Origin of the sequence: Candidatus Clostridium stratigraminis (assembly GCF_045310675.1) — a bacterium.
In the GTDB taxonomy this organism is placed as follows: Bacteria; Bacillota; Clostridia; order Clostridiales; family Clostridiaceae; genus Clostridium_AT; species Clostridium_AT stratigraminis.
The window spans coordinates 512,126-532,795 of the sequence record NZ_JBJHZZ010000001.1; the positions used below are offsets into that span (position 1 = coordinate 512,126).

The 20,670-nt window shown below is 31.7% G+C and carries 15 protein-coding genes; 9 read left to right on the forward strand and 6 right to left on the reverse strand.

Annotated features, from left to right (window positions below):
• Positions 1-81: 81 nt before the first annotated feature.
• The gene (locus tag ACJDUG_RS02485) at positions 82-1,206 is read right to left on the reverse strand and encodes a glycosyltransferase family 4 protein (protein ID WP_406768299.1); all 1,125 of its coding nucleotides are present in this window, start codon (positions 1,204-1,206) and stop codon (positions 82-84) included.
• Positions 1,207-1,353: 147 nt separating this feature from the next.
• Here ACJDUG_RS02485 and ACJDUG_RS02490 point away from each other — a divergent pair, with 147 nt between their 5' ends.
• From ACJDUG_RS02490 to pepT, 8 genes are all read left to right on the forward strand, one after another.
• Complete coding sequence (locus tag ACJDUG_RS02490; RefSeq protein WP_406768300.1) at positions 1,354-2,358, forward strand: CotS family spore coat protein; 1,005 nt, start codon at positions 1,354-1,356, stop codon at positions 2,356-2,358.
• A 152-nt stretch (positions 2,359-2,510) separates the two neighbouring features.
• Positions 2,511-3,371, forward strand: coding sequence for a sporulation peptidase YabG (gene yabG / locus ACJDUG_RS02495; RefSeq protein ID WP_406768301.1), 861 nt, complete (start codon positions 2,511-2,513; stop codon positions 3,369-3,371).
• Between the two features lie 264 nt (positions 3,372-3,635).
• Positions 3,636-3,872, forward strand: coding sequence for a Veg family protein (locus ACJDUG_RS02500; RefSeq protein ID WP_406763754.1), 237 nt, complete (start codon positions 3,636-3,638; stop codon positions 3,870-3,872).
• 436 nt (positions 3,873-4,308) lie between these two features.
• Entirely contained in the window at positions 4,309-5,874 is a 1,566-nt protein-coding gene (locus ACJDUG_RS02505) for a DUF3794 and LysM peptidoglycan-binding domain-containing protein (protein WP_406768302.1), read from the forward strand.
• Between the two features lie 115 nt (positions 5,875-5,989).
• Positions 5,990-9,427: a helicase-exonuclease AddAB subunit AddB gene (gene addB / locus ACJDUG_RS02510; protein WP_406768303.1), complete on the forward strand. Its 3,438-nt coding sequence runs from the start codon at positions 5,990-5,992 to the stop codon at positions 9,425-9,427.
• 1 nt (position 9,428) lies between these two features.
• Positions 9,429-13,220, forward strand: coding sequence for a helicase-exonuclease AddAB subunit AddA (gene addA, locus ACJDUG_RS02515; RefSeq protein WP_406768304.1), 3,792 nt, complete (start codon positions 9,429-9,431; stop codon positions 13,218-13,220).
• A gap of 38 nt (positions 13,221-13,258) precedes the next feature.
• Complete coding sequence (locus ACJDUG_RS02520; protein WP_406768305.1) at positions 13,259-14,209, forward strand: 3'-5' exoribonuclease YhaM family protein; 951 nt, start codon at positions 13,259-13,261, stop codon at positions 14,207-14,209.
• A gap of 30 nt (positions 14,210-14,239) precedes the next feature.
• Positions 14,240-15,457, forward strand: coding sequence for a peptidase T (gene pepT / locus ACJDUG_RS02525; protein WP_406768306.1), 1,218 nt, complete (start codon positions 14,240-14,242; stop codon positions 15,455-15,457).
• A gap of 32 nt (positions 15,458-15,489) precedes the next feature.
• On the opposite strand, the gene ACJDUG_RS02530 is transcribed toward pepT, so the two are convergent.
• From ACJDUG_RS02530 to ACJDUG_RS02545, 4 genes are all read right to left on the reverse strand, one after another.
• Complete coding sequence (locus ACJDUG_RS02530) at positions 15,490-15,783, reverse strand: DUF7489 domain-containing protein (protein ID WP_406768307.1); 294 nt, start codon at positions 15,781-15,783, stop codon at positions 15,490-15,492.
• 166 nt (positions 15,784-15,949) lie between these two features.
• The gene (rbr, locus tag ACJDUG_RS02535) at positions 15,950-16,537 is read right to left on the reverse strand and encodes a rubrerythrin (RefSeq protein ID WP_406768308.1); all 588 of its coding nucleotides are present in this window, start codon (positions 16,535-16,537) and stop codon (positions 15,950-15,952) included.
• A gap of 71 nt (positions 16,538-16,608) precedes the next feature.
• Positions 16,609-17,274, reverse strand: a complete 666-nt coding sequence (locus ACJDUG_RS02540; protein WP_406768309.1) for an adenylate kinase — start codon at positions 17,272-17,274, stop codon at positions 16,609-16,611.
• A gap of 90 nt (positions 17,275-17,364) precedes the next feature.
• Positions 17,365-18,729, reverse strand: coding sequence for an MATE family efflux transporter (locus ACJDUG_RS02545; protein WP_406768310.1), 1,365 nt, complete (start codon positions 18,727-18,729; stop codon positions 17,365-17,367).
• Positions 18,730-18,980: 251 nt separating this feature from the next.
• Between ACJDUG_RS02545 and ACJDUG_RS02550 the strand changes: the two genes are divergently transcribed.
• On the forward strand, positions 18,981-19,703 hold the full coding sequence (locus ACJDUG_RS02550; protein WP_406768311.1) for a polysaccharide deacetylase family protein: 723 nt from the start codon (positions 18,981-18,983) through the stop codon (positions 19,701-19,703).
• 34 nt (positions 19,704-19,737) lie between these two features.
• On the opposite strand, the gene ACJDUG_RS02555 is transcribed toward ACJDUG_RS02550, so the two are convergent.
• Positions 19,738-20,604 (reverse strand): radical SAM/SPASM domain-containing protein, encoded by an 867-nt coding sequence (locus ACJDUG_RS02555; RefSeq protein ID WP_406768312.1) that lies wholly within the window; start codon positions 20,602-20,604, stop codon positions 19,738-19,740.
• Positions 20,605-20,670 lie beyond the last annotated feature (66 nt).

Below are 20,670 nucleotides of genomic sequence, written 5' to 3' on the forward strand. Positions count from 1 at the left end.
AGTAGATTTTATATACTCCTGCATTCTTTTATATTATTTTATTTTTAATGGGAGAATAGATTAATATTTTGAAATTATAATTTAATTATTTATTATCTTATTATATGCAAGTAAGGTTTTCTCAGCAGTTTTATTCCAGCTTAACTCTGAGCTTCGTACAAGGCCTTTAATAATAAGGCTATCTCGAAGCTTTTCATCATAAAGCACTTTATACATTGAGCTGCATAAATCATCTACATTATAGGGATTAATAAATACTGCAGAGTCTTCTAAAACCTCTGGAATAGAAGTAACATTTGAAGTAATAACAGGTATACCACAAGCCATTGCCTCAACAGGAGGAAGTCCAAAGCCTTCATAAAAAGAAGGATAAGCCAGAAGTTTAGCAGCGTTATAGAGATAGGGAAGATGTTCAATTTCAATAAAGCCTGGGAAGAGTACCTTTTCTTCAAGGCCTAAATCGCTTGCTCTTTTTTTATATATGCTATAGGATTTGCCTTGTTTACCTGCTATAACAAGCTTTATATCCTGTTTATATTTAGTTACGAGCATACTAAAGGCTTCGATTAGTCCAACTATGTTTTTTCTTGGACTAAAGCCTCCTACGTATAATATATAATCACCAGTAATTCCATACTGAGTTTTGATAACATTATTTGATATATTCTTATCTATTGGAAAATATATATCTTCTGCAGCAAGATAGGTTACATAAATTTTCTCTCTAGGGAAGTTAAAGTAATCTGCAATATCATTTTTGGAATATTCAGAAACAGTTATTATTCCATCACATCTTTTGACTATATCAGGCATTTCTTCATTAAAGATCCTTAGATATGTGTCTCCAACAGTTTCAGGCATCTTATAGGGTATAATATCGTGTAAGGTGATAGCAAAAGGCAAAGTCTTTTCTGCTGGTAGTCCAACCCCATTTTGGGGTATATGATAAAGTTCCATATCTTTATCTACAAGTATATTTGGAATATTTACCTCATCCCAAAAGCTATTTTTATTTCCTTCACTTATATTTTTAATATGAAAATTATCTTTAAAAAGAATATCACAATTTGAACTCTTAGGCATAAAAAGCAAATATTCATTTACCTTTTTTAAAGAATTTAAAGCTGAAAGGAGCCTATAAGTATAAGTGCCGATTCCTGTTCCTCTATACCATTTAGCTGCCCTTCCATCTATTCCTATTTTCATATGAGTTTCCTTTCAAAATGATTATATTTTATTATATTAAGAACCTGTAAAAAGTGTTAATAATTGAGTAATAAGCTACATATAAATTATATAGAGGCTTTGATTTGAGATATAAATACAAAATGGAGAAGGAGGGCGGTGAGCAAAATGATGAGAGAATTTGAACTTGAGAGGCAGTTTAATATTGAAATTGAAAGCATTAAACCAAATAAGGGAGTATATTTGCTTAAAACTAATAAGGGAATAAAATGTTTAAAGAAAATAAACTATGGCACTCAAAAATTACTTTTTGTTTATGGTGCAAAAGAACACCTTATTCAAAATGGTTTTCCAAGAGTAGATAGATACTGTTTGAATATAGACGGCAATCCTTATGCCCTGGTTAATGAAGATATATATACTCTGTCAGAATGGATAGAAGGAAGAGAATGTGACTTTTATAATAAGGATGACTTAGTGATTGCTGCCAAAAACTTAGCATTAATGCATATAGCATCAAAAGGCTTCGATCCACCAGAAAATAGTAAGCTTAAAAGTGACTTAGGCAGATGGCCCCATCTAATGGATAAGAGAATAAAATCCTTTGAAAAAATGAGGGATATGGTTAGGAAAAAGAATAATAAAACAAACTTTGATATGAATTATATTAAATCCATGGACTTTTATAAAAATTTAAGTAAAAAGGCTATGAAGGTTCTTGATAATTCTGACTATATGGAATTATGCATAATCGCAGATGATGAAAAAGGCTTTTGTCATCATGATTATACCTACCACAATATAATAATGGATAATGAAAACAGTGTTCATGTTATAGATTTTGATTATTGCAAAAAAGAGATAAGGGTTTATGATCTTTCACTGTTTATAATTAAAGTACTGAAAAGGTTAGATTGGAATATAGAATATGCTCAGCTTATTATTAACGCCTATAATGAAATATACCCATTGAAGGATAATGAATACAGAGTATTATTTGCATTCTTGCTATTCCCTCAAAGGTATTGGAGGCTTGCTAACAGATATTATTATAATGAAGTAAACTGGGCACAAACAACCTTTAATAATAAAATAGAGGAGCTAATTTTAGAGCAGGAAAAGTATATTAATTTTATTGAAGAGTTCAAAGCACTATATGATCAAAAGGATTAATTTGAAAATAAGTACCGCCTAGCTGGACAAAGATTATTTAAGGTAGGTCTTTAGCAGCAGGGCGGTATTTTATGTTTTTATTTTATGCAGTGCACAACTACAGCCAGCATCTCATAATATATAGTATTAAGCTATAAAGTGGAGATGAAAGTATGGAAATAGGCGATACAGTGGTTAGAAAATCCTATGGTAAAGATATTACCTTTAAAATAATAGATATTAAAAAAGATGAAAACCAAATTATTTATACACTTAAGGGTATTAATTTAAGAGTAATTGCAGATGCTCCCTTAGAGGATCTAGAAGAAGTTATGGAAAATACACTAGGTGAAAAAGAAAAAGTTTTAAACCGAAGGGTAAATACTTCTATAAAAAACATAATGATTGGCAGAATGGACATAAGTAAGTCCTACAGAAGCCCCAAAATAGCTGTAAATAAGGAATTGACCTTTGGCAGGCCAGGTAAGATACTCCATATTGATGGTGATGCGGAATACCTAGAAGTCTGCCTTAAGGTTTATAAAAAGTTAGAATTAGAAGCAATCGGGACGGTTATAGCCGAGAAAGATCAGCCTACAGAAGTATTGCAGCTAGTAAAAAAAATAAGACCAGATATTGTAGTTATAACCGGTCATGATGCAATTACTAAGGGAAGTTTGGATTTTTCTGATATAAATAACTATAGAAATTCTAAGTTTTTCGTTGATACCGTAAGTGAACTTAGAAATTATGAACCAAATTATGATGATTTAGTCATTTTCGCTGGGGCTTGTCAAAGTCATTATGAAGCAATTTTGGATGCAGGTGCTAACTTTGCTAGTTCTCCTTCTAGAGTTCTAATCCATTGCCTTGACCCGGTATTCGTTTGTGAAAAGGTGGCCTACACAAATATTGAAAAGGTGGTTTCTATACAAGAGGCATTAGAAAATACAATAACAGGAACTAAGGGAATAGGGGGACTGCAAACTAGAGGAAAATATAGAGAGGGTTTTCCTAAATCTTCATATGCATAAAAAAGAATAAAAATCTTGCATATATCTGTAAATTGCGGAAATAATATTATTGTACTTATGTAATTTATTTTTGTAAAATTTACTTTAAGTCATAAGTACGGATGCTATTTAACTTATAGAATCCTTATGACTTGAAGTATTATTTTTTCTGTTTACAGAAATTTAATATTGACAAAACAGATTGCTAACTGCTAAAATATTTAGTTCATTTGACAAGTAATGTGTTTTACGGTATAATTACAATGTAGAAAGAGGGTGTTTAATGTGGAAAAAAGAAATGTGCTAGCTTCTATAAGAATGGACATTGAAAACCATATTGGCGAACAGGTTACTTTAAGAGCAAATGGCGGTAGAAGAAAGGTTTTAGTCAATAAGGGAACTATTGAAAAAACCTATCCAAACATCTTCGTCATTAGATTAGATCAGGACACCCAAAGGACAGTGACATATAGTTATTCAGATGTTTTGACAAAAACAGTTCAAATAGTGTTTGCAGGATGAGCGGGCTAATTAATTAGTACCGCTTAAATTTTATCTGTTACTTATTCTTTTAACAAATTGTTTTAATTGTGTATATATTTAGTTAATATGTAAGACTTATAATTAGAACATAAAAAAATACGAAATGCTTCCCCTATAGATTAGATATAAGCAGTTGGTTGCTCCCCCTTCCAGCTGCTTATATTTTTTATATGATATAAAAAAAGAAAGATGGTGGGTGCCCATCTTTCAACTATGGTATAAAAGGGTATTGAGAATTTATGAGAGGTTATATGGTCAATAACCAAGTAATATATTATGACAAAATAGATAGCTTGTCAATATTAATGAGTTGGAAAAGCAGGTAATTTATCATTAAATTATTTTTAATTGTCATATTTTTATTCTATAGTTTATATAAATTAATAGTAGGTATTTTATGGGAGGGATAATTTAAATGGCTATAGACCTTGTTAAGGAAAGCATAGAGTGTGAGCAGCTTCTGGGAGAGAATACTGCTGATACAGTCATAAAAGGAGAATATGTAATTCCTGATACGCATCCAGATGTATATCGAATATTAACGCTTGATGCTAATCCAAGCATTGTAACTAAAGAAGTAATGCAGGACAAGATATACCTTGAAGGACAGATGCAATATAATGTGCTTTATCTAGCAAAAGAGGACGAAAATAGAAGCGGTGTCCATAATGTTTCCTATACCTCAAAATTTTCAAACAGCATTGAACTTGATGGTGCAAACAGAGGTATGCCTTGTGAAGCAGAATGCTACATAGAGCATATGGAGCCGGTTATTATTAATGAAAGAAAGATTGGAGTAGAGGGAATAATTAAATTAAAATCATCTGTATACAAGAATTATAACTTTGAAATAGTAAAGGAATTAAGGGGACTTACAGATGTACAGGTATTAAAGGATACAGCTTCTGTGGACAAAATCGTAGGCAGTGTGGATGGCGAAATGGTAGCTAAATCCCACTTACAGATACCTATGGATAAGCCTCAAATTGGAACTGTTTTAAAGTGTGATGTTAACTTGCATAAGAAAGAAACAAAGTTATTAGAAGGAAAAGTTAATTTATCAGCCTTTGCTCGCTTTGAAATTCTATATAGGGGAAAGGATTCAGAGGATATTTTCAGCATTCAAGATGATGTCCTTGCAAGTAAAGAAGTAGAGCTTGAAGCTATAAATTCTTTTATGCAGAGTTTTACCGACTTTAATGTTGATGATATGATTTATGATATTAAAGAAGATGACTTAGGGGAAAAAAGAATAGTAGATATTGAAGCTTTACTAAAAACTAATACAAAGGTTATGAGTAAAGAGCATATGGATACTATTGAGGATGTTTATTCTCCATCCATGGTTATGAATATGGAAAAGAAGAATTACGACCTTAATGTTATGCATGGCCATGCCTCAAATGAAGCTATAGTTAAAGGAAACATAGAAATTCCAGATGACTATCCAAAGCCTGCTTCAATAGTACTAACTACAGGTAATGTGTGTGTAACAGATAAAAAACTGGTGGAAGATAAGGTTATTGTGGAAGGCCTTTTAAATGTGGAAGTACTGTATCGAACAAATGAAGATGAAAAAGCTGTCTTTGTAATAAAGGATGAGATCCCTTTTACCACTTCAGTTGATGTCCCAGGGACTAAAATAGATATGCAGTGCATGGCTAAGGCAGGTCTTGAGAATATTGAATCTCAAATTGAAGCAAATACAATTGGAGTTAAAGCTATAGTTAGTGTTTATGGAAGAGTAAATTACTTAGCTAATAAAGAGTTTCTTGTTAATGTTATTCCAAACGAAGCTGAAAAACCAGTAAAGAGAGCTAGTATTACTATATATGTTATACAAAACGGGGATAACCTTTGGAAAATAGCAAAGAAATATAATACTACCGTTGATGCTCTTATCCAAATAAATGAGCTTGAAAATTTAGATAGTTTAAAGATTGGTATGAAGCTCATTATTCCAGGAAGAGCTCTAATATAAAATTTATAAAACTAGGCTTTAGATATACAATATTATGTTATAATATAGATAAATTATAATAACCTTCTTTGATAAACGAAGAAGGTTATTTATTTTTAAGTAGAGGGTGGAAATTATGAGTCTACAATTTATTTTTGGCCGGTCTGGATATGGCAAGAGTACATATTGTCTTAAAAGCATAAAAGCAAAGCTTGTAAGTTTACCAGAAGATAAAAAATTTATTTACTTAGTTCCAGAGCAATTCACACTAGAAGCAGATAGAGAACTAGTGGAAATAATTGGAGAAAAGGGCTTGCAAAGAATACAGGTACTAAGTTTTACAAGGCTTGCCTATGTGGTATTAAGTGAAGTTGGTGGAATTACTAGACCTCACATGAATGCCTCAGGTAAAAATATGCTTTTATATAAGGTTATTGAAGAGGTAAAAGATGACCTAAATGTGTTATCAAGGGCAAGTAAACAGACAGGCTTCATAAAAATAATTTCAAATCTAATTACTGAGTTTAAAAGATATAATATTAATCCGGATATTTTAAGTGAGGCTTATATCAAAATACATGAGGAGAATATACTTAGTAATAAGCTTCAAGACATTACTTCTATATACAGCAGGTTTGAGACTTATCTGCATAAAAATTATATAGACACAGAAGATCAGCTTTATATGCTCTATGATAAACTAGATGACTATCATAGCCTTAAGAATACGGAAATTTGGATAGACGAATTTTCTACTTTCACTCCAGTACAATATAAAGTTATTGAAAAACTTATGAAAAAGTCAATTAGAGTACATATTGCCTTAACTTCGGATTGTACTATAAGCGGCACAACTATAGACAATATAGATATTTTTTCTCCTATAAAAAATTCAGAGGAAAAATTATTAAAGCTTGCTAAATTAAATAATATTTTATATGAAAAACCTGTTAATTTAAATGACAAGGAAGCTGTGAGATTAAAAGGCGATTCAGAATTAAAGCATCTTGAAAAAAATTTCTTTAGCTATCCTTACAAAACATACCAAGGAAATATAGAAAATATTAAAATATTTAAGTGTTTAAGTGTCTATAGTGAGGTTCAAAATACAGCAAGGGAAATAATAAGGCTGTGCAGGGATGAAAAGCTTAGATTTAAAGATATTGCTGTAATAACTAGAGATCTTATAAGCTATGAAAAGTTAATAGAAGTAATTTTTTCTGAATTTGATATTCCGTATTTTATTGATAGAAGAAGAGATATAAACAGCAATCCATTAATTATATTGCTAAATTCGGTTCTTGAAATATTTACTAAAAACTGGTCCTATGAAGCTATGTTTAGATACTTAAAAACAGGCCTTGTAAATATTGAAAGAGATAGCTTAGATTTAATTGAAAACTATGTACTGGCTAATGGCATTAAAGGTAAGAAGTGGCTTGAGGATAAATGGCAGTATAGTTTAACTTATACCTATGAAAATTCAGATGAAGACGAAAAGTTAGAAAAAATAAATGAAATAAGAAGTATTATAACTAAGCCGCTTATAAATCTATCTAAAAAAATAAAAGGTAAAAAGAAGATAAAAGAAATATGTACAGCTTTATATGAATTTTTAATTGAAATAAACGCTGGAGTAAAAGTAGAACATTGGGTCCTGGATTTTAAAGATAGGGGGGAATTGGATACTTCCAATGAATACAGCCAGGTTTGGAATATTGTAATTGACTTTTTTGATCAGATGGTTGAGGTATTGGGAGAAGAAGAGGTAAAGCTTGAAGAATTCATTAAGCTATTTTCTATTGGGATAGGTGAATTTGAAATAGGTGTCATACCTCCTAGCTTAGATCAGGTTTTAATTGGAGATATAGAAAGATTTAAAAGCCATGAAGTTTCTGCAGTTTTTATTATAGGAGTAAACGATGGCATATTTCCAAAAAGCTCTGATGAAGAGGGAATTTTAAATGATAAAGATAGAGAGCTATTAAAGAATCTAGGAATCGAACTGGCGGAAGATACGAAAGCTAAGGCTTTTGAAGAACAGTATTTAATATATAAAAGCTTAAGCATTGCGGGGAAATATTTAAATTTAAGCTACCCAATTGCAAATTTTGAAGGAAAGAGTCTAAGACCTTCTTTTATAATTTCAAGATTAAAAAAACTTTTTCCTAAGGTAGTAGAAAAAAGTGATATTGCAAATGAAGATGAAGATCTAGGAAAAATCTCCGGCGAAAAATCCAGCTTTAATGAGCTAATAGCTGCTGTCAGAAATAAAGTAGATGGCAAGGAAGTAAGCTCGCTTTGGAAGTATACCTATAATTGGTACATAGAAAAACCAGAGTGGAAAGAAAAGTGCCAAAGAGCTTTTTCAGGAATAAATTTTAATAATCAAACACAAGAAGTAGGTACTGAAAAAATAAAGAACCTCTATGGGATGCCCCTTAAACTTAACATCTCCAGGCTAGAAAAATATGTGGAATGTCCATTTGCGTACTATGTTCAATATGGTTTAAAAGCAAATGATAGAAAAGTTTATGAGTTTAGTATGCCGGAACTAGGTACATTTATTCATGAGGTATTAGATGATTTTTCTACCGTCCTAGAAAAAGAAAAATTAACCTTCAGAGATATAGATAATAATTGGGCAAAGGATGCAGTATCCATATTGGTAGACGAGAAAATAAAGGAGAAAACTGGTTTTGTTTTAAACAGCTCTTCAAGGTACAAATATATGGCAGTAAGGTTAAAGAGAATATTAACTAGAGCTGTGGATATAATAGCTACCCAAATGAAAATGAGTTCTTTTAACCAGGTTGGGCATGAAATTGAATTTGGAGTTAAAGGAGATTACCCTCCTATTACTATAAGTTTACCTTCTGGAGATAAGATTGATTTAATTGGCAGAATAGATAGAATTGATGAACTTGAAACTGAAGAGGGTACATATATAAGGATAATTGACTATAAATCTGGTAACAAAAGCTTTAACCTTACAGATGTTTATTATGGCCTTCAGCTTCAGCTGCTAGTTTACTTAGATGCTATATTAGCGAATAAAGAGAAATACTCAGAAAAGAAAGTATTCCCTGGGGCTATATTCTACTTTAGAGTGGAGGATCCCATAATAAATGGAAATGGAGAGCTTTCAGATGAAATTGTAGAAAAGAAAATATTAAAAGAATTAAAACTTAGAGGGCTTCTGCTTAAGGATATTAAGGTTATAAAAGGGATGGATCGCGAGCTTGATAATGGTTATTCCCTGATAATACCTGCACAAATTGTTAAAGGAAATGAGATAGGTGATAAAACCTCAGGAGCTACTTTAGAGCAATTTGAGCTTTTACGTAAGTATGTAAGAAAGGTTGTTATTGCTCTTTGTGAAGATATGCTTAATGGGAATATAAGCATTGTTCCCTATAAAAAAAAGAAGAATACACCTTGCGAGCATTGCAAGTTTGCGGCAATATGTCAGTTTGATCCAAGTATTAAAGATAATAGTTATAAGTATTTAGAGGATAAAAATAAGGAAGAGGTTTGGAGGCTAATAGAAACAGAAGTGAAAGGAGTTAAGTAGAATGGGAGATACAAAATGGACCAAGGAACAAGAACAGGCTATAACTACAAAAAATTGTAATCTTCTAGTTGCGGCTGCTGCAGGCTCAGGTAAAACTGCTGTTTTAGTTGAAAGAATTATAAGAATAATAACTTCTGAAGAAAGACCTGTAGATATTGATAAGCTTTTAGTAGTTACCTTTACAAATGCTGCAGCAGCAGAAATGAGAGAAAGAATAGGGGAAGCTATTAGTAAGGCAATAGACAGCAATCCAAATTCAAAGGCTCTTCAAAGGCAGCTTATACTATTAAATAAAGCAAACATCACTACTATGCATTCCTTCTGCTTAAATATTATTAAAAACAACTTTCATAATATTGATTTAGATCCAAACTTTCGAATAGCAGATGGAACAGAAGAGATACTTTTAAAAGGTGAAACCCTGCAGGAGCTTTTTGAAGAATGCTATGAGGATAGTGAAAAAAGCCATAATAAGGAATTTCTAGATTTAGTAGAAAGTTATGGCGGCGGAAGAGATGATATAAAGCTTCAAGAGCTAATATTAAACCTTTATGAGTTTGTTATCAGCAGCCCATGGCCTGAAAACTGGCTTAAAGGTATGTGGTCAGAATTTATGGTAAGTGAGGATTTTGATTTTGGAGAATCAAAATGGGGACATGTAATTATAGAAAGCATAAAAATTGAACTAAATGGAATTGCAGCCATTATTAATAAGTGTATTAATACCCTGCATGGAGTTTATGGATTAGAGCCCTATGAGGAAACTTTTAAGCAGGATTTGAAGCTTATTTTGAAATTGCTTTCTGCGAGTGACAGTACATGGAATAACCTCTATGAAGAGTTTATAAATAACAAGTTTACAACTATTGGAAGATTAAATAAAAAATCAGATTATGATAAGGAGCTCTCTGAAAACATAAAAGCCATTAGGGATAACAAGATTAAGAAGGGACTTACTGCTTTAAGAGATGAGATATGTAGATTTAAGCCAGAGCAGATTAGAGAGAATTTAATAAACCTTCATCCATTAATGAAGGAATTAGGTGGGCTTGTAATTAAGTTCATGGATAAATATGAAATTAAAAAGAGAGAGAGAGGAATATTGGATTTTAGTGACTTAGAGCATTTTGCTTTAAATATATTAACTGAGGTTAACGATAAAGGTGAAAGAGTTCCATCTGAGACCGCTGTGAAACTTAGAGAAAATTTTCATGAAGTATTGGTAGATGAATATCAAGACAGCAATATGGTACAAGAAGTAATAATAAATATGGTATCGAAAAAGTATTCAGAAACCCCAAATGTGTTTATGGTAGGAGATATAAAGCAGAGTATTTATAGATTTAGGCAGGCTGAACCTATGCTTTTTTTAGGTAAATACGAAAGCTATTCTTTAAAAGAAGGCTCTCAGGAAAGACTTATAAAGCTTTTTAAAAATTTCAGAAGCCGCGGTGAAATTATAAATGGAGTAAATTATATCTTTAAATGTGTGATGTCTAAAACTGTAGGTGAGCTAGAGTACAATGAAGATGAGGCTCTTAACTTAGGAGCTAGCTATAAGCTGCCAGAGTATGAAGATACTATAGTTGGTGGCCCATTAGAGCTTCATTTAATTGAAAAAGTTGAAGCTTTGAAGGATGATGAGGAGGAAGACGAGACTTACGAAGGGGAGATTTCAAAGGAATCATTTGAAGAGGAGAATATAGATAATATCCAGTTAGAAGCAAGGGTTACAGCTAGACTTATAAAAGATTTAATGGAAACTAAAGAAGGAAAAACATTTAAGGTTTTCGATAAAAACATTGCTTCATATAGAAAATTGGAATATAGGGATATTGTAATACTTATGAGGGCAACCAAAGAATATGCTCCTGCTTTTGTACAGGAACTAGGGAAACAGGATATACCAGTATATGCAGACGTGGTGGGAGGGTATTTTGAAACTATTGAAATTAAAACTATAATGTCCCTGCTTCAGATAATTGATAATCCTTTGCAGGACATTCCAATTCTAGCTGTACTTAGATCACCAATTTTTTCTTTTACCCCTGAAGAATTAATAGACATTAGGCTCATAGATAAAAATATACCTTTTTATGAGGCTATTAAATTATGCAGCGAGAGTAACGAAAATTTAGAAATGAAAACAAAGCTTTTATCCTTTTTAAATTCTTTTGATATCTGGAGAGAAAAATCCTTGCATATGCCTATAGATGAGCTTATTTGGTATTTATACAGTAATACAGGTTATTTTGCTTATGCAGGAGCCATGCCTCAAGGATCCCAAAGACAGGCAAACTTAAGAATTTTATTTGAAAGAGCAAGGCAGTTTGAGCAAACAAGTTATAAAGGACTCTTTAATTTTGTAAACTTTATCAACAGGCTGAAAAGCAGCAGTGGGGATATGGGCAGTGCTAAAATATTAGGAGAAAATGAAAATGTTGTTCGAATAATGAGTATTCATAAGAGCAAGGGGCTTGAATTTCCAGTAGTTATACTTTCCGGAACGGGAAAAAACTTTAACCTCATGGACATTAATAAAAATATTTTATTTCATGAAAGTTTAGGCATAGGACCTGAATTTGTTGATACAAAACGAAGAATATCATACCCTACTATGCTTAAGTTTGCCCTAAAGAAAAAAATTAAATTAGAAACCCTTTCAGAAGAAATGCGTATTTTATACGTTGCCTTTACAAGGGCAAAAGAAAAACTAATTATAACAGGAACAGTAAAAAGTCTAAAGGAAAGCTGCAGGAAATGGTGCGAAGCTATTGAAGATAAAGGAGAAAAGATTCCCGAATATTCAATACTTAAGGGTAAAAATTATCTTGATTGGATTGGACCTGCTGTTGCAAAGCATGTAGATGGTGAAATTATTAGAGATATTTCAGATATAGAAGCCTTTAGTGAGAAAAATATAAATACTGATGCTTCAAATTGGTTTGTTAAAACCTGGACTAAAAATGATGTCATTGATGTTATTATGGATGAAGCTGATTTAACTTATAGTAATATTAATACTATTTTATTTGAAAAGTTAAGTAAGGAAAATCAGGATAGTAAAATGAAAGAGGAAGTAGAAAGAAGGCTTAACTGGAGGTATTTACAAAAGGAGGCTTCTAAAATACCTGCAAAATTAACTGTAACAGAACTTAAAAGATCTCAAAATCAACTATTCTCAGATGAAAATACTGTAAATATATTTACTTCAAGGCTTTTAAAGAAACCCATGTTTCTAGAAGAAAAAAAAGGCCTTTCTGGTGCAGAGAAGGGAACTATAATGCATTTTGTAATGCAGCATATAGATTTTAATAGAGTTAATTCTTATGAGGCAGTAAAAGATCAGCTTTTAGAAATGATTCAAAAGGAACTATTAACAAAAGAACATGCCATGTCAGTAAATGTGAAAAAGATTACTAGTTTTTTCAGTTCAGAAATAGGAAAGAGAATGCTTGCACTTAATAATATAGAAAAAGACATTAAAAAAGAAACTCCGTTTTTTATGAAATTAAAGGCTTCTGAGGTTATAGAAAATCTGTCTGAGAAAGTTTATATGGATGAAGTTATTATTTTGCAGGGTGTTATTGATGTTTACTTTTTGGAAGAGGATGGTATAGTATTATTAGACTATAAAACTGATTTCGCAACTGAAGAAAACATGATGGATATAAAGAATAGATATGAGAGTCAGCTTTATTACTACACTGAAGCTCTTGAAAGAATGACAGGACTTCCTGTAAAAGAAAAATATATTTATCTTTTTAGTAACGGAAAGATAATAAAATATTAGTTGTTAAAGGTAAGCTTTAATTAATTAAGGAGAGACGAATGGAATTTAAAAAAATTAATGAAATTAATGCAGGTGAAAAGATAGAGGGTTTTTTTCTACTAAAATCAATAGATCTTAAGACATCTTCTAATAATAAAAAGTACTTAGATTTAAACTTATGCGACAAAACAGGTGAGATGAATGCAAAACTTTGGGAATACGAAGAAGGGGATGAAACAAAGTTTTCTTCAAGCAGCCTTGTAAAGGTTAGAGGCAGCGTAAGCCTTTGGAATAATACTCTTCAGTTAAAAATAGAAAAAATAAGGGAGAGCAATAATCAAGATAATGTTAACGTAGAAGATTTCGTACCTGTGGCACCGCTTCAAGCGGATTTTATGTATAATGAAATACTTAAATATGCTGATAATATGACAAATATGTCTATTAAAAATATAGTTATAGCAATATTACAGGAAAAACAAAGCAAGCTGATGCACTATCCAGCAGCTAAAAAAAATCATCATGCAATTAAATCAGGGCTTTTATTTCATGTTCTTACAATGCTTCATGCCGGTGAAAAGCTTAGTGAGATTTATTCCTTTTTAAATAAGGATTTACTTTATGCAGGTATAATGCTCCATGACATAGCCAAGCTTGAGGAAATGGAAGCTAACGAGCTTGGCATAGTAAGTGAATATACTGTGGAAGGGCAGCTCCTAGGACATATTACCCAGGGAATAAAAAAGATAGAGCTTGTAGCTGAGGCTGTAGGAGCAGATAAGGAGTCTGTGATGTTATTACAACATATGCTTTTATCCCATCATTATGAGCCAGAATATGGAAGCCCAATAAAACCTATGTTTCCTGAAGCAGAACTTCTTCATCATCTTGACATAATTGATGCTAGGATGTATGATATGAAAAGGGTTACAGGTGAAGTGGAGGCTGGGAGCTTCTCTGAGAAGGTATATTCACTTGATAACAGAAAGATATATAAACCTTCAATTTAACAAAATTTTTATCTTAAAGGAGGACAAAATATGTCTAGTGTAGTTGAAAGATTAATAAAATACGTAAAATTTGACACAAAGGCAGATGAAAATTCAAGCACTGTACCAAGTACAGCCGGTCAATTAGTATTAGCAAAGGAGCTTGGTAAAGAATTAGAGGAACTAGGATTAATAGATATATCCGTTGATTCAAATGGCTATGTTATGGCAACTCTGCCAGCTAATATTGATAAAAAGGTTCCTGTTATGGGTTTAATTGCACATATGGACACAAGTCCAGATATGAGCGGAACAAATGTTAATCCTAAGTTTATTGAAAATTATGATGGAAATGATATAAAACTTAATGATGAGGTAACCCTATCTACAGAAGATTTTCCAGAACTTAAAGATTACATAGGAGAAACTTTAATAACAACAGATGGTACTACTCTTCTTGGAGCTGATGATAAGGCTGGAATAGCAGAGATACTTACAGCAGTTGAATATCTTGTAAATCATCCAGAGATGCCTCATGGAACTATTAAAATAGGTTTTACTCCTGATGAAGAAGTAGGGCGTGGACCAGATCACTTTGATGTTAAAAAATTCAACGCTGATTTCGCCTATACAATGGATGGTGGAGCAGTTGGTGAACTTGAATATGAAAACTTCAATGCTGCAGCGGCAAAGGTTACTATAAGCGGGAGAAATGTTCATCCTGGTTATGCAAAAAATAAGATGGTCAATTCAATGCTTATAGCAAATGAATTTATTTCAATGATGCCAGAAGATGAAACTCCACAAGCAACAGAAGGCTATGAGGGTTTTTATCATCTAAATACTATGGAAGGTAATGTAGAAAAATCAGTACTAAACTATATTATTAGAGATTTTGACATGGACTCTTTTGAAAATAGAAAGAAGTTTGTGAAAGATGCAGCTGAGAAATTAAACAAGAAATATGGCAACAGGGTTACTATTGAAATAAGAGATCAGTATAGAAACATGAAGGAAAAAATAGAGCCTGTTAAATATGTAGTAGACAATGCTATAAAAGCTATGGAAGCAGCTAATGTTAAGCCACTTGTTAGGCCAATAAGAGGAGGAACTGATGGAGCTCAGCTTTCATTTAAGGGACTTCCTACTCCTAATATTTTTGCAGGTGGACTAAATTTCCACGGTAAATACGAATATGTTCCTGTATCTTCAATGGAAAAGGCTGTTGAAGTAATACTGAAGCTAGTAGAATTAAATGTAAATAAGTAAAAATAAAGGAGCGTTTAAGACGCTCCTTTGTATTAAATTAATTTTGATGGATAATAACTTCCCTTTTCCTTAGTAACTCTATCACCGACATTAATACTCTCGTAAACGGTTTCATCAACGTCAAATGTCAATTTCTCACCATCATCCTTAGTTACATAGAGGATATAAACGCTGCTGTGATATCCTTTGTAGAAATAATCTGAGATTGCTTTATTTTCAATGGTTCCCGCCCAAGTGCAATTTTTCTTGCGATTCTCTGTGTAATAAGTTAAAAATGTTAAAAATACCACTAAAATAAGAATTAATAAGAAAGTAAAAGAATGCATTTAAATACCCCCTTCATTATATTTTAGTACTGTTAATGGGGTAAACTCATAAGTTTTCATATGATTGACATCTTTCCCATACATTTATTATAACATAACAATGTTTGATATTATAAATTAATATTTATTAAGTATATAAATATTAATTTTCAAGTAAGACATAATGTTATGGAATATAATCGTAAGCTATTTGAAACCAGCCTTGTGGATATTTACAAGCTGGGCATACTTTAGGGGCTTCAAGACCTTCAAATATAAAACCGCAGTTCATGCATTTCCAATATTGATTATTATTCTTTTTATACAATGTACCATTCTTTAAAGCATTCATTAGATCTAAGTATCTTTTTTCATGCCAGGTTTCTATTGCTACTATTTTTTTTAATGCAAATTCAATATCAGCAAAACCTTCTTCCTTAGCTACAGTAGAAAATTGGGGGTATAAGGTGCCCCATTCTGCTTTTTCTCCTTCTGCTGCATATTGAAGGTTTTGCTCTGTGTTTCCAAGACCAATAGGGTAATCTGCATCTACCTTGATGTCGGTTTTACCAAGCCCCTGTGTTAAAAAGTCAAAGAAAATTTTAGCATGTGCTCTTTCTTCATCTGCAGTTTCTCTAAAGATTTCTGCAATATACTGATGTCCTTCATCTTCTGCAACCATGGCATATATGGTATACCTATTTCTCGCCTGTGATTCACCAGCGAAAGCCTTTGACAGGTTTTCTGCTGTTTTAGTACCCTGTAAACTTCTCATATTTCACGCCTCCAAAATATTATTCAACAAATAATATTATTAACAAAATTTACATGAAATATGTATTAAATTTAAGCTCCTTTTTTAGATGAATCACTTTCTAACAAATTATTAACCACCTTGAAAACACTTTCAATGGCTAAAGTGCCATCAATTGCTGTTAAGAGGTTTTTGCCTCTATAATAATCTATTAGAGGCAGCGTTTCTCTTTTATAAAGCTCTAATCTATTGCTAATTGTCACCTCAGTATCATCAACTCTTTGAGTTAGTGCACCACCGCAGCTGTCGCAGATATTTATAATATGTGGTGGATTATAGCTAATGTGATAGCTAGCACCGCAGCCTAAGCAGATACGTCTGCCGGTTCCCCTTTCAATAATGACCTCTTTAGGCACTTTAAACAAAATAACATTATCAATTGATTTATTATCTGATTCCAATAATTTTTGAAAGGCTTCAGCCTGCTTTAAAGTTCGAGGGAATCCATCTAATAAATAGCATTTTCGGCAATCTATTTCCTTTAGTCTGTCATAAACGATTCTTAAGGTTAGCTCATCTGGTACGAGCATGCCCTTATCCATATATGACTTAGCCTCAATTCCAAGTGAGGTGTTTTCTCTTATGTTTTTTCTAAAAATATCCCCAGTTGAAATATGGGGAATATTGAATTTTTCAGATAAAAGCTTTGCCTGAGTTCCTTTTCCTGCTCCAGGCGGCCCAATTAGTATAACTCTCATAGAAAAAACCTCCATTTAATATATGATATTTAATAAGTGTGCTATACTATATAATTTATTTTATATAATATTATATGAAAAATCAATATGTTAATCTACAAATCTTGTAAAATGCAAATTTATATTTTTAAATCTATTTTCAAACATTATAAACATTAAAATACCATCTATACACCATTGAAGATTTGTTATCCACCAAACATAAACAACTGGCAGTTTAATGATATATATAAAATAAAACATAAGCGGCAGCCTAATGAACCAGCTAGTGATAAAAGATATATAAAATGGTGACTTTGTATCACCTGACCCTTTCATGGCAGCAGCAAATACAAGTGATAATCCTATAAAAGGCTGTTCCACAGCGGCGGTCCTCAAGCATTGAGTAGCATAAATTACAACTTCCACTTCGGTTTTATCTACAAAAAAGCTTATTAAAACTTCTGGAATAACTAAAAAACAAATGGAGCAAATAATCATTGAAATTGCACCAAAAGAAGCACATAAATAGGCATATTTTTTTGCTGTTTTATAATTTCTTTCTCCAACCTTGATGCCTACCAGAGTGGTTGCTGCTACAGAAAAGCCATAACCTAGCATAAAGGATATATTTTCAACTGTGGTAGCAAGTTGATTTGAAGCAAAGGCTATTGTGCCGTTATGCATTATTATAAAAAGAGATAACAGCCTGCTGATGTTAAAGGAGGCATCTTCTAAAGAGGTAGGAATACATAAGGCTAAAAACTCTTTTAATTTATGTATTGAAATAAATAGCATATATTTTAGTCTAATTTTAATTTTCGATTTTTGGATAATGTATGTAAGCAAAAATAAGAAACCAAAGATTTGAGCATAGTTATAAGCAATTCCTGAACCTCTTATTCCAAGCTCCTTAAAGCCAAGTTTTCCAAAAATAAAAAGCCAATCAAAAAATAAGTTTATCATAAGTACAATAAGTGCAGTATATAGAGGTATTATAGTATTTCCATAACCTCTTAAAATGCCGCTTAATATACCAGAAAGCATTTTAAAAAATAACCCTACACTAATAACTCTGATATATATATTTCCTAATGCAATTACATCAGAACTTGCACCTGCAAAATTCAATATTTCTGAATTAAACTTAAATAACATAAAACATACTATTATAGAAACCAAAAAGCCTAAATAAAAACCTATAGCAGCATATTCTTCGGCGGCTTTAATGTTTTTTTCTCCAAGCATTCTTGCAATAAAAGAAGTTACAGCTACTGCAATGCCTACATCTATAATTATACCGCTGATAGAATAAATAATTTCTGAACTTAAACCAACTGTACTAACTGCTATGTGACCACCATATATAGAGACCATTGCTGTGTCTAACAGTAATATAATCATATAAAGAAGCATTTCAGCAATAACAGGCAAAGAAATAGAAAATACTTCTATAATTTCTTTTTTATTAAGCATATTCACCTCATTTAAAGGGTTTTATTTGTTAAACTTAACTTATACATGCCATAAAATAGGCAGCTTAAGCCTTTTTAGGACATGTAAAAGTTATTAGTTGAACTTAAAACCCTATAACCTTGCTTAAGTTTATTTTATGCATTAATTTTTAAAGTAAGAATATATAAAAAATAAAAATTACTTTTTAGGGTAAAATATTAAATAGTTAAATTAAAATTCTCAATAATAAGAAACTGAGGTGAAAAACTTAGATGAGAAAACATAAGATGTTCTTAACATTCTTAGTTGTTTTGTTTTTGTGTTCACTAGAAACAGCTAAAGTAAGTGCAAAAGGTCAATGTAAAATTAATGAAGAAGAAAAAAGTATCTTTCTTACCTTTGACGACGGACCTAGTTTCATTGTTACTAATAAGATACTAGATATATTAAAGGAAAAAGGAGTTAAAGCTACATTTTTTGTTGTGGGAAATAAAATACAAGGAAGAGAAGATATTTTAACAAGAATAGACAGAGAAGGACATTCTATAGGGTTGCATACTTATACACATGTGTATAAAAAAATATACTCAAGTCATGATAGCTTTATAAATGAAATGGATGAAACCCAAAAGGAAGTAAACCGGGTTTTAGGCTATAATCCCAAAGCCATAAGATTTCCCACAGGAAGTAAACCGCATTTAAATAGTTCACTTTTAGAAAAGCTTCATAATAAAAATTATAAGATATATGATTGGAACGCATGCCTTTCAGATGGGTTAAATTACAATACTCCAACCGATAGATTAGTAAGGGAAGCACATAAAATTATTGGCAAAGGGAATTCAAGAATATTTATGCTGCTGCATTGTGATCAGACAAATAAGAATACTGCAAAAGCCCTACCCTTTATTATAGACTATTATAAGGATTTAGGTTATCAATTTAAAACTATTACAGAAGATACTCCTGAATATTACTTTAGATTTAAGAAATAAGCCCTAGGTTATCCTAAGGCTTTTTCTAGTAAAGTTAACTATTAAATTTCCTTCTATAATCACATTTCTTGCACAAATCTTCAATTACCTGCCTATTAGAAAAACCATCATATATGGTTGCTGCTCTAGAGCCTTTAATAATATCTTTAAAGTTTGTAGTGTGAATATTACCTAAGTTTATAATCCCTTCGCCATCAAGGCAACAAGGCACTACTGTTCCATCTGCAAGTATTGCTATTTGATCTCTAAGACCATAACAAAAGCCAGTGGTGTCGCTTTGCTCTAAGTCATTTTGAGGCCAATTAAACCTAGAAGCTGCATTTAAATATACATTTTCTAAGAGTTTAACTCCTCTGCTTTCCAAAAGCTTTTCTTCAATTTTATAATCCAAATGGAAAGCTTCTTCAATAATATTAAGAATGTGTCTGTTCTTTTCAAGGCTTTTAACCTCTTCCTCTAAGTTCCATAATCTATAGGAGACTATAATGTTATTCTTAACAGCCTCCAAGGTAAAGGATATAATAGAGTTAAGATAAGCTTCTAATGTAAAATCCGTTTCATTGGCGTCAAAGCTGTGAAGTGAAAAGTTTATTTGCCTTAGGGCCTTCTTATTAATTATTTTATTTTTAACCTTACCAATTAAGGTACCATTGGTAGTAAGGTTTACCTTAAACCCGTAGGCCTCAGATATTTGCAAAAATTCATCTATTTTAGGATGTAAAAGAGGCTCTCCTTTTACATGTAAATAAATAAAAGTTGAATAGGGTTTAATGTCAATTAGTATTTTTTCAAAGGTTTCAAGGCTCATAAACTCTGGTTTTCTCTCAGTTACTGGACAAAAATCACAGCTTAAGTTACATACATTTGTAATTTCTATATAAATTTTCTTGAATCTCTTCATGCTTATCTCCTTAAGGCTTCTACTTATATATATGGTAGTATTATAGCAGAGAATAATTAATAAAGG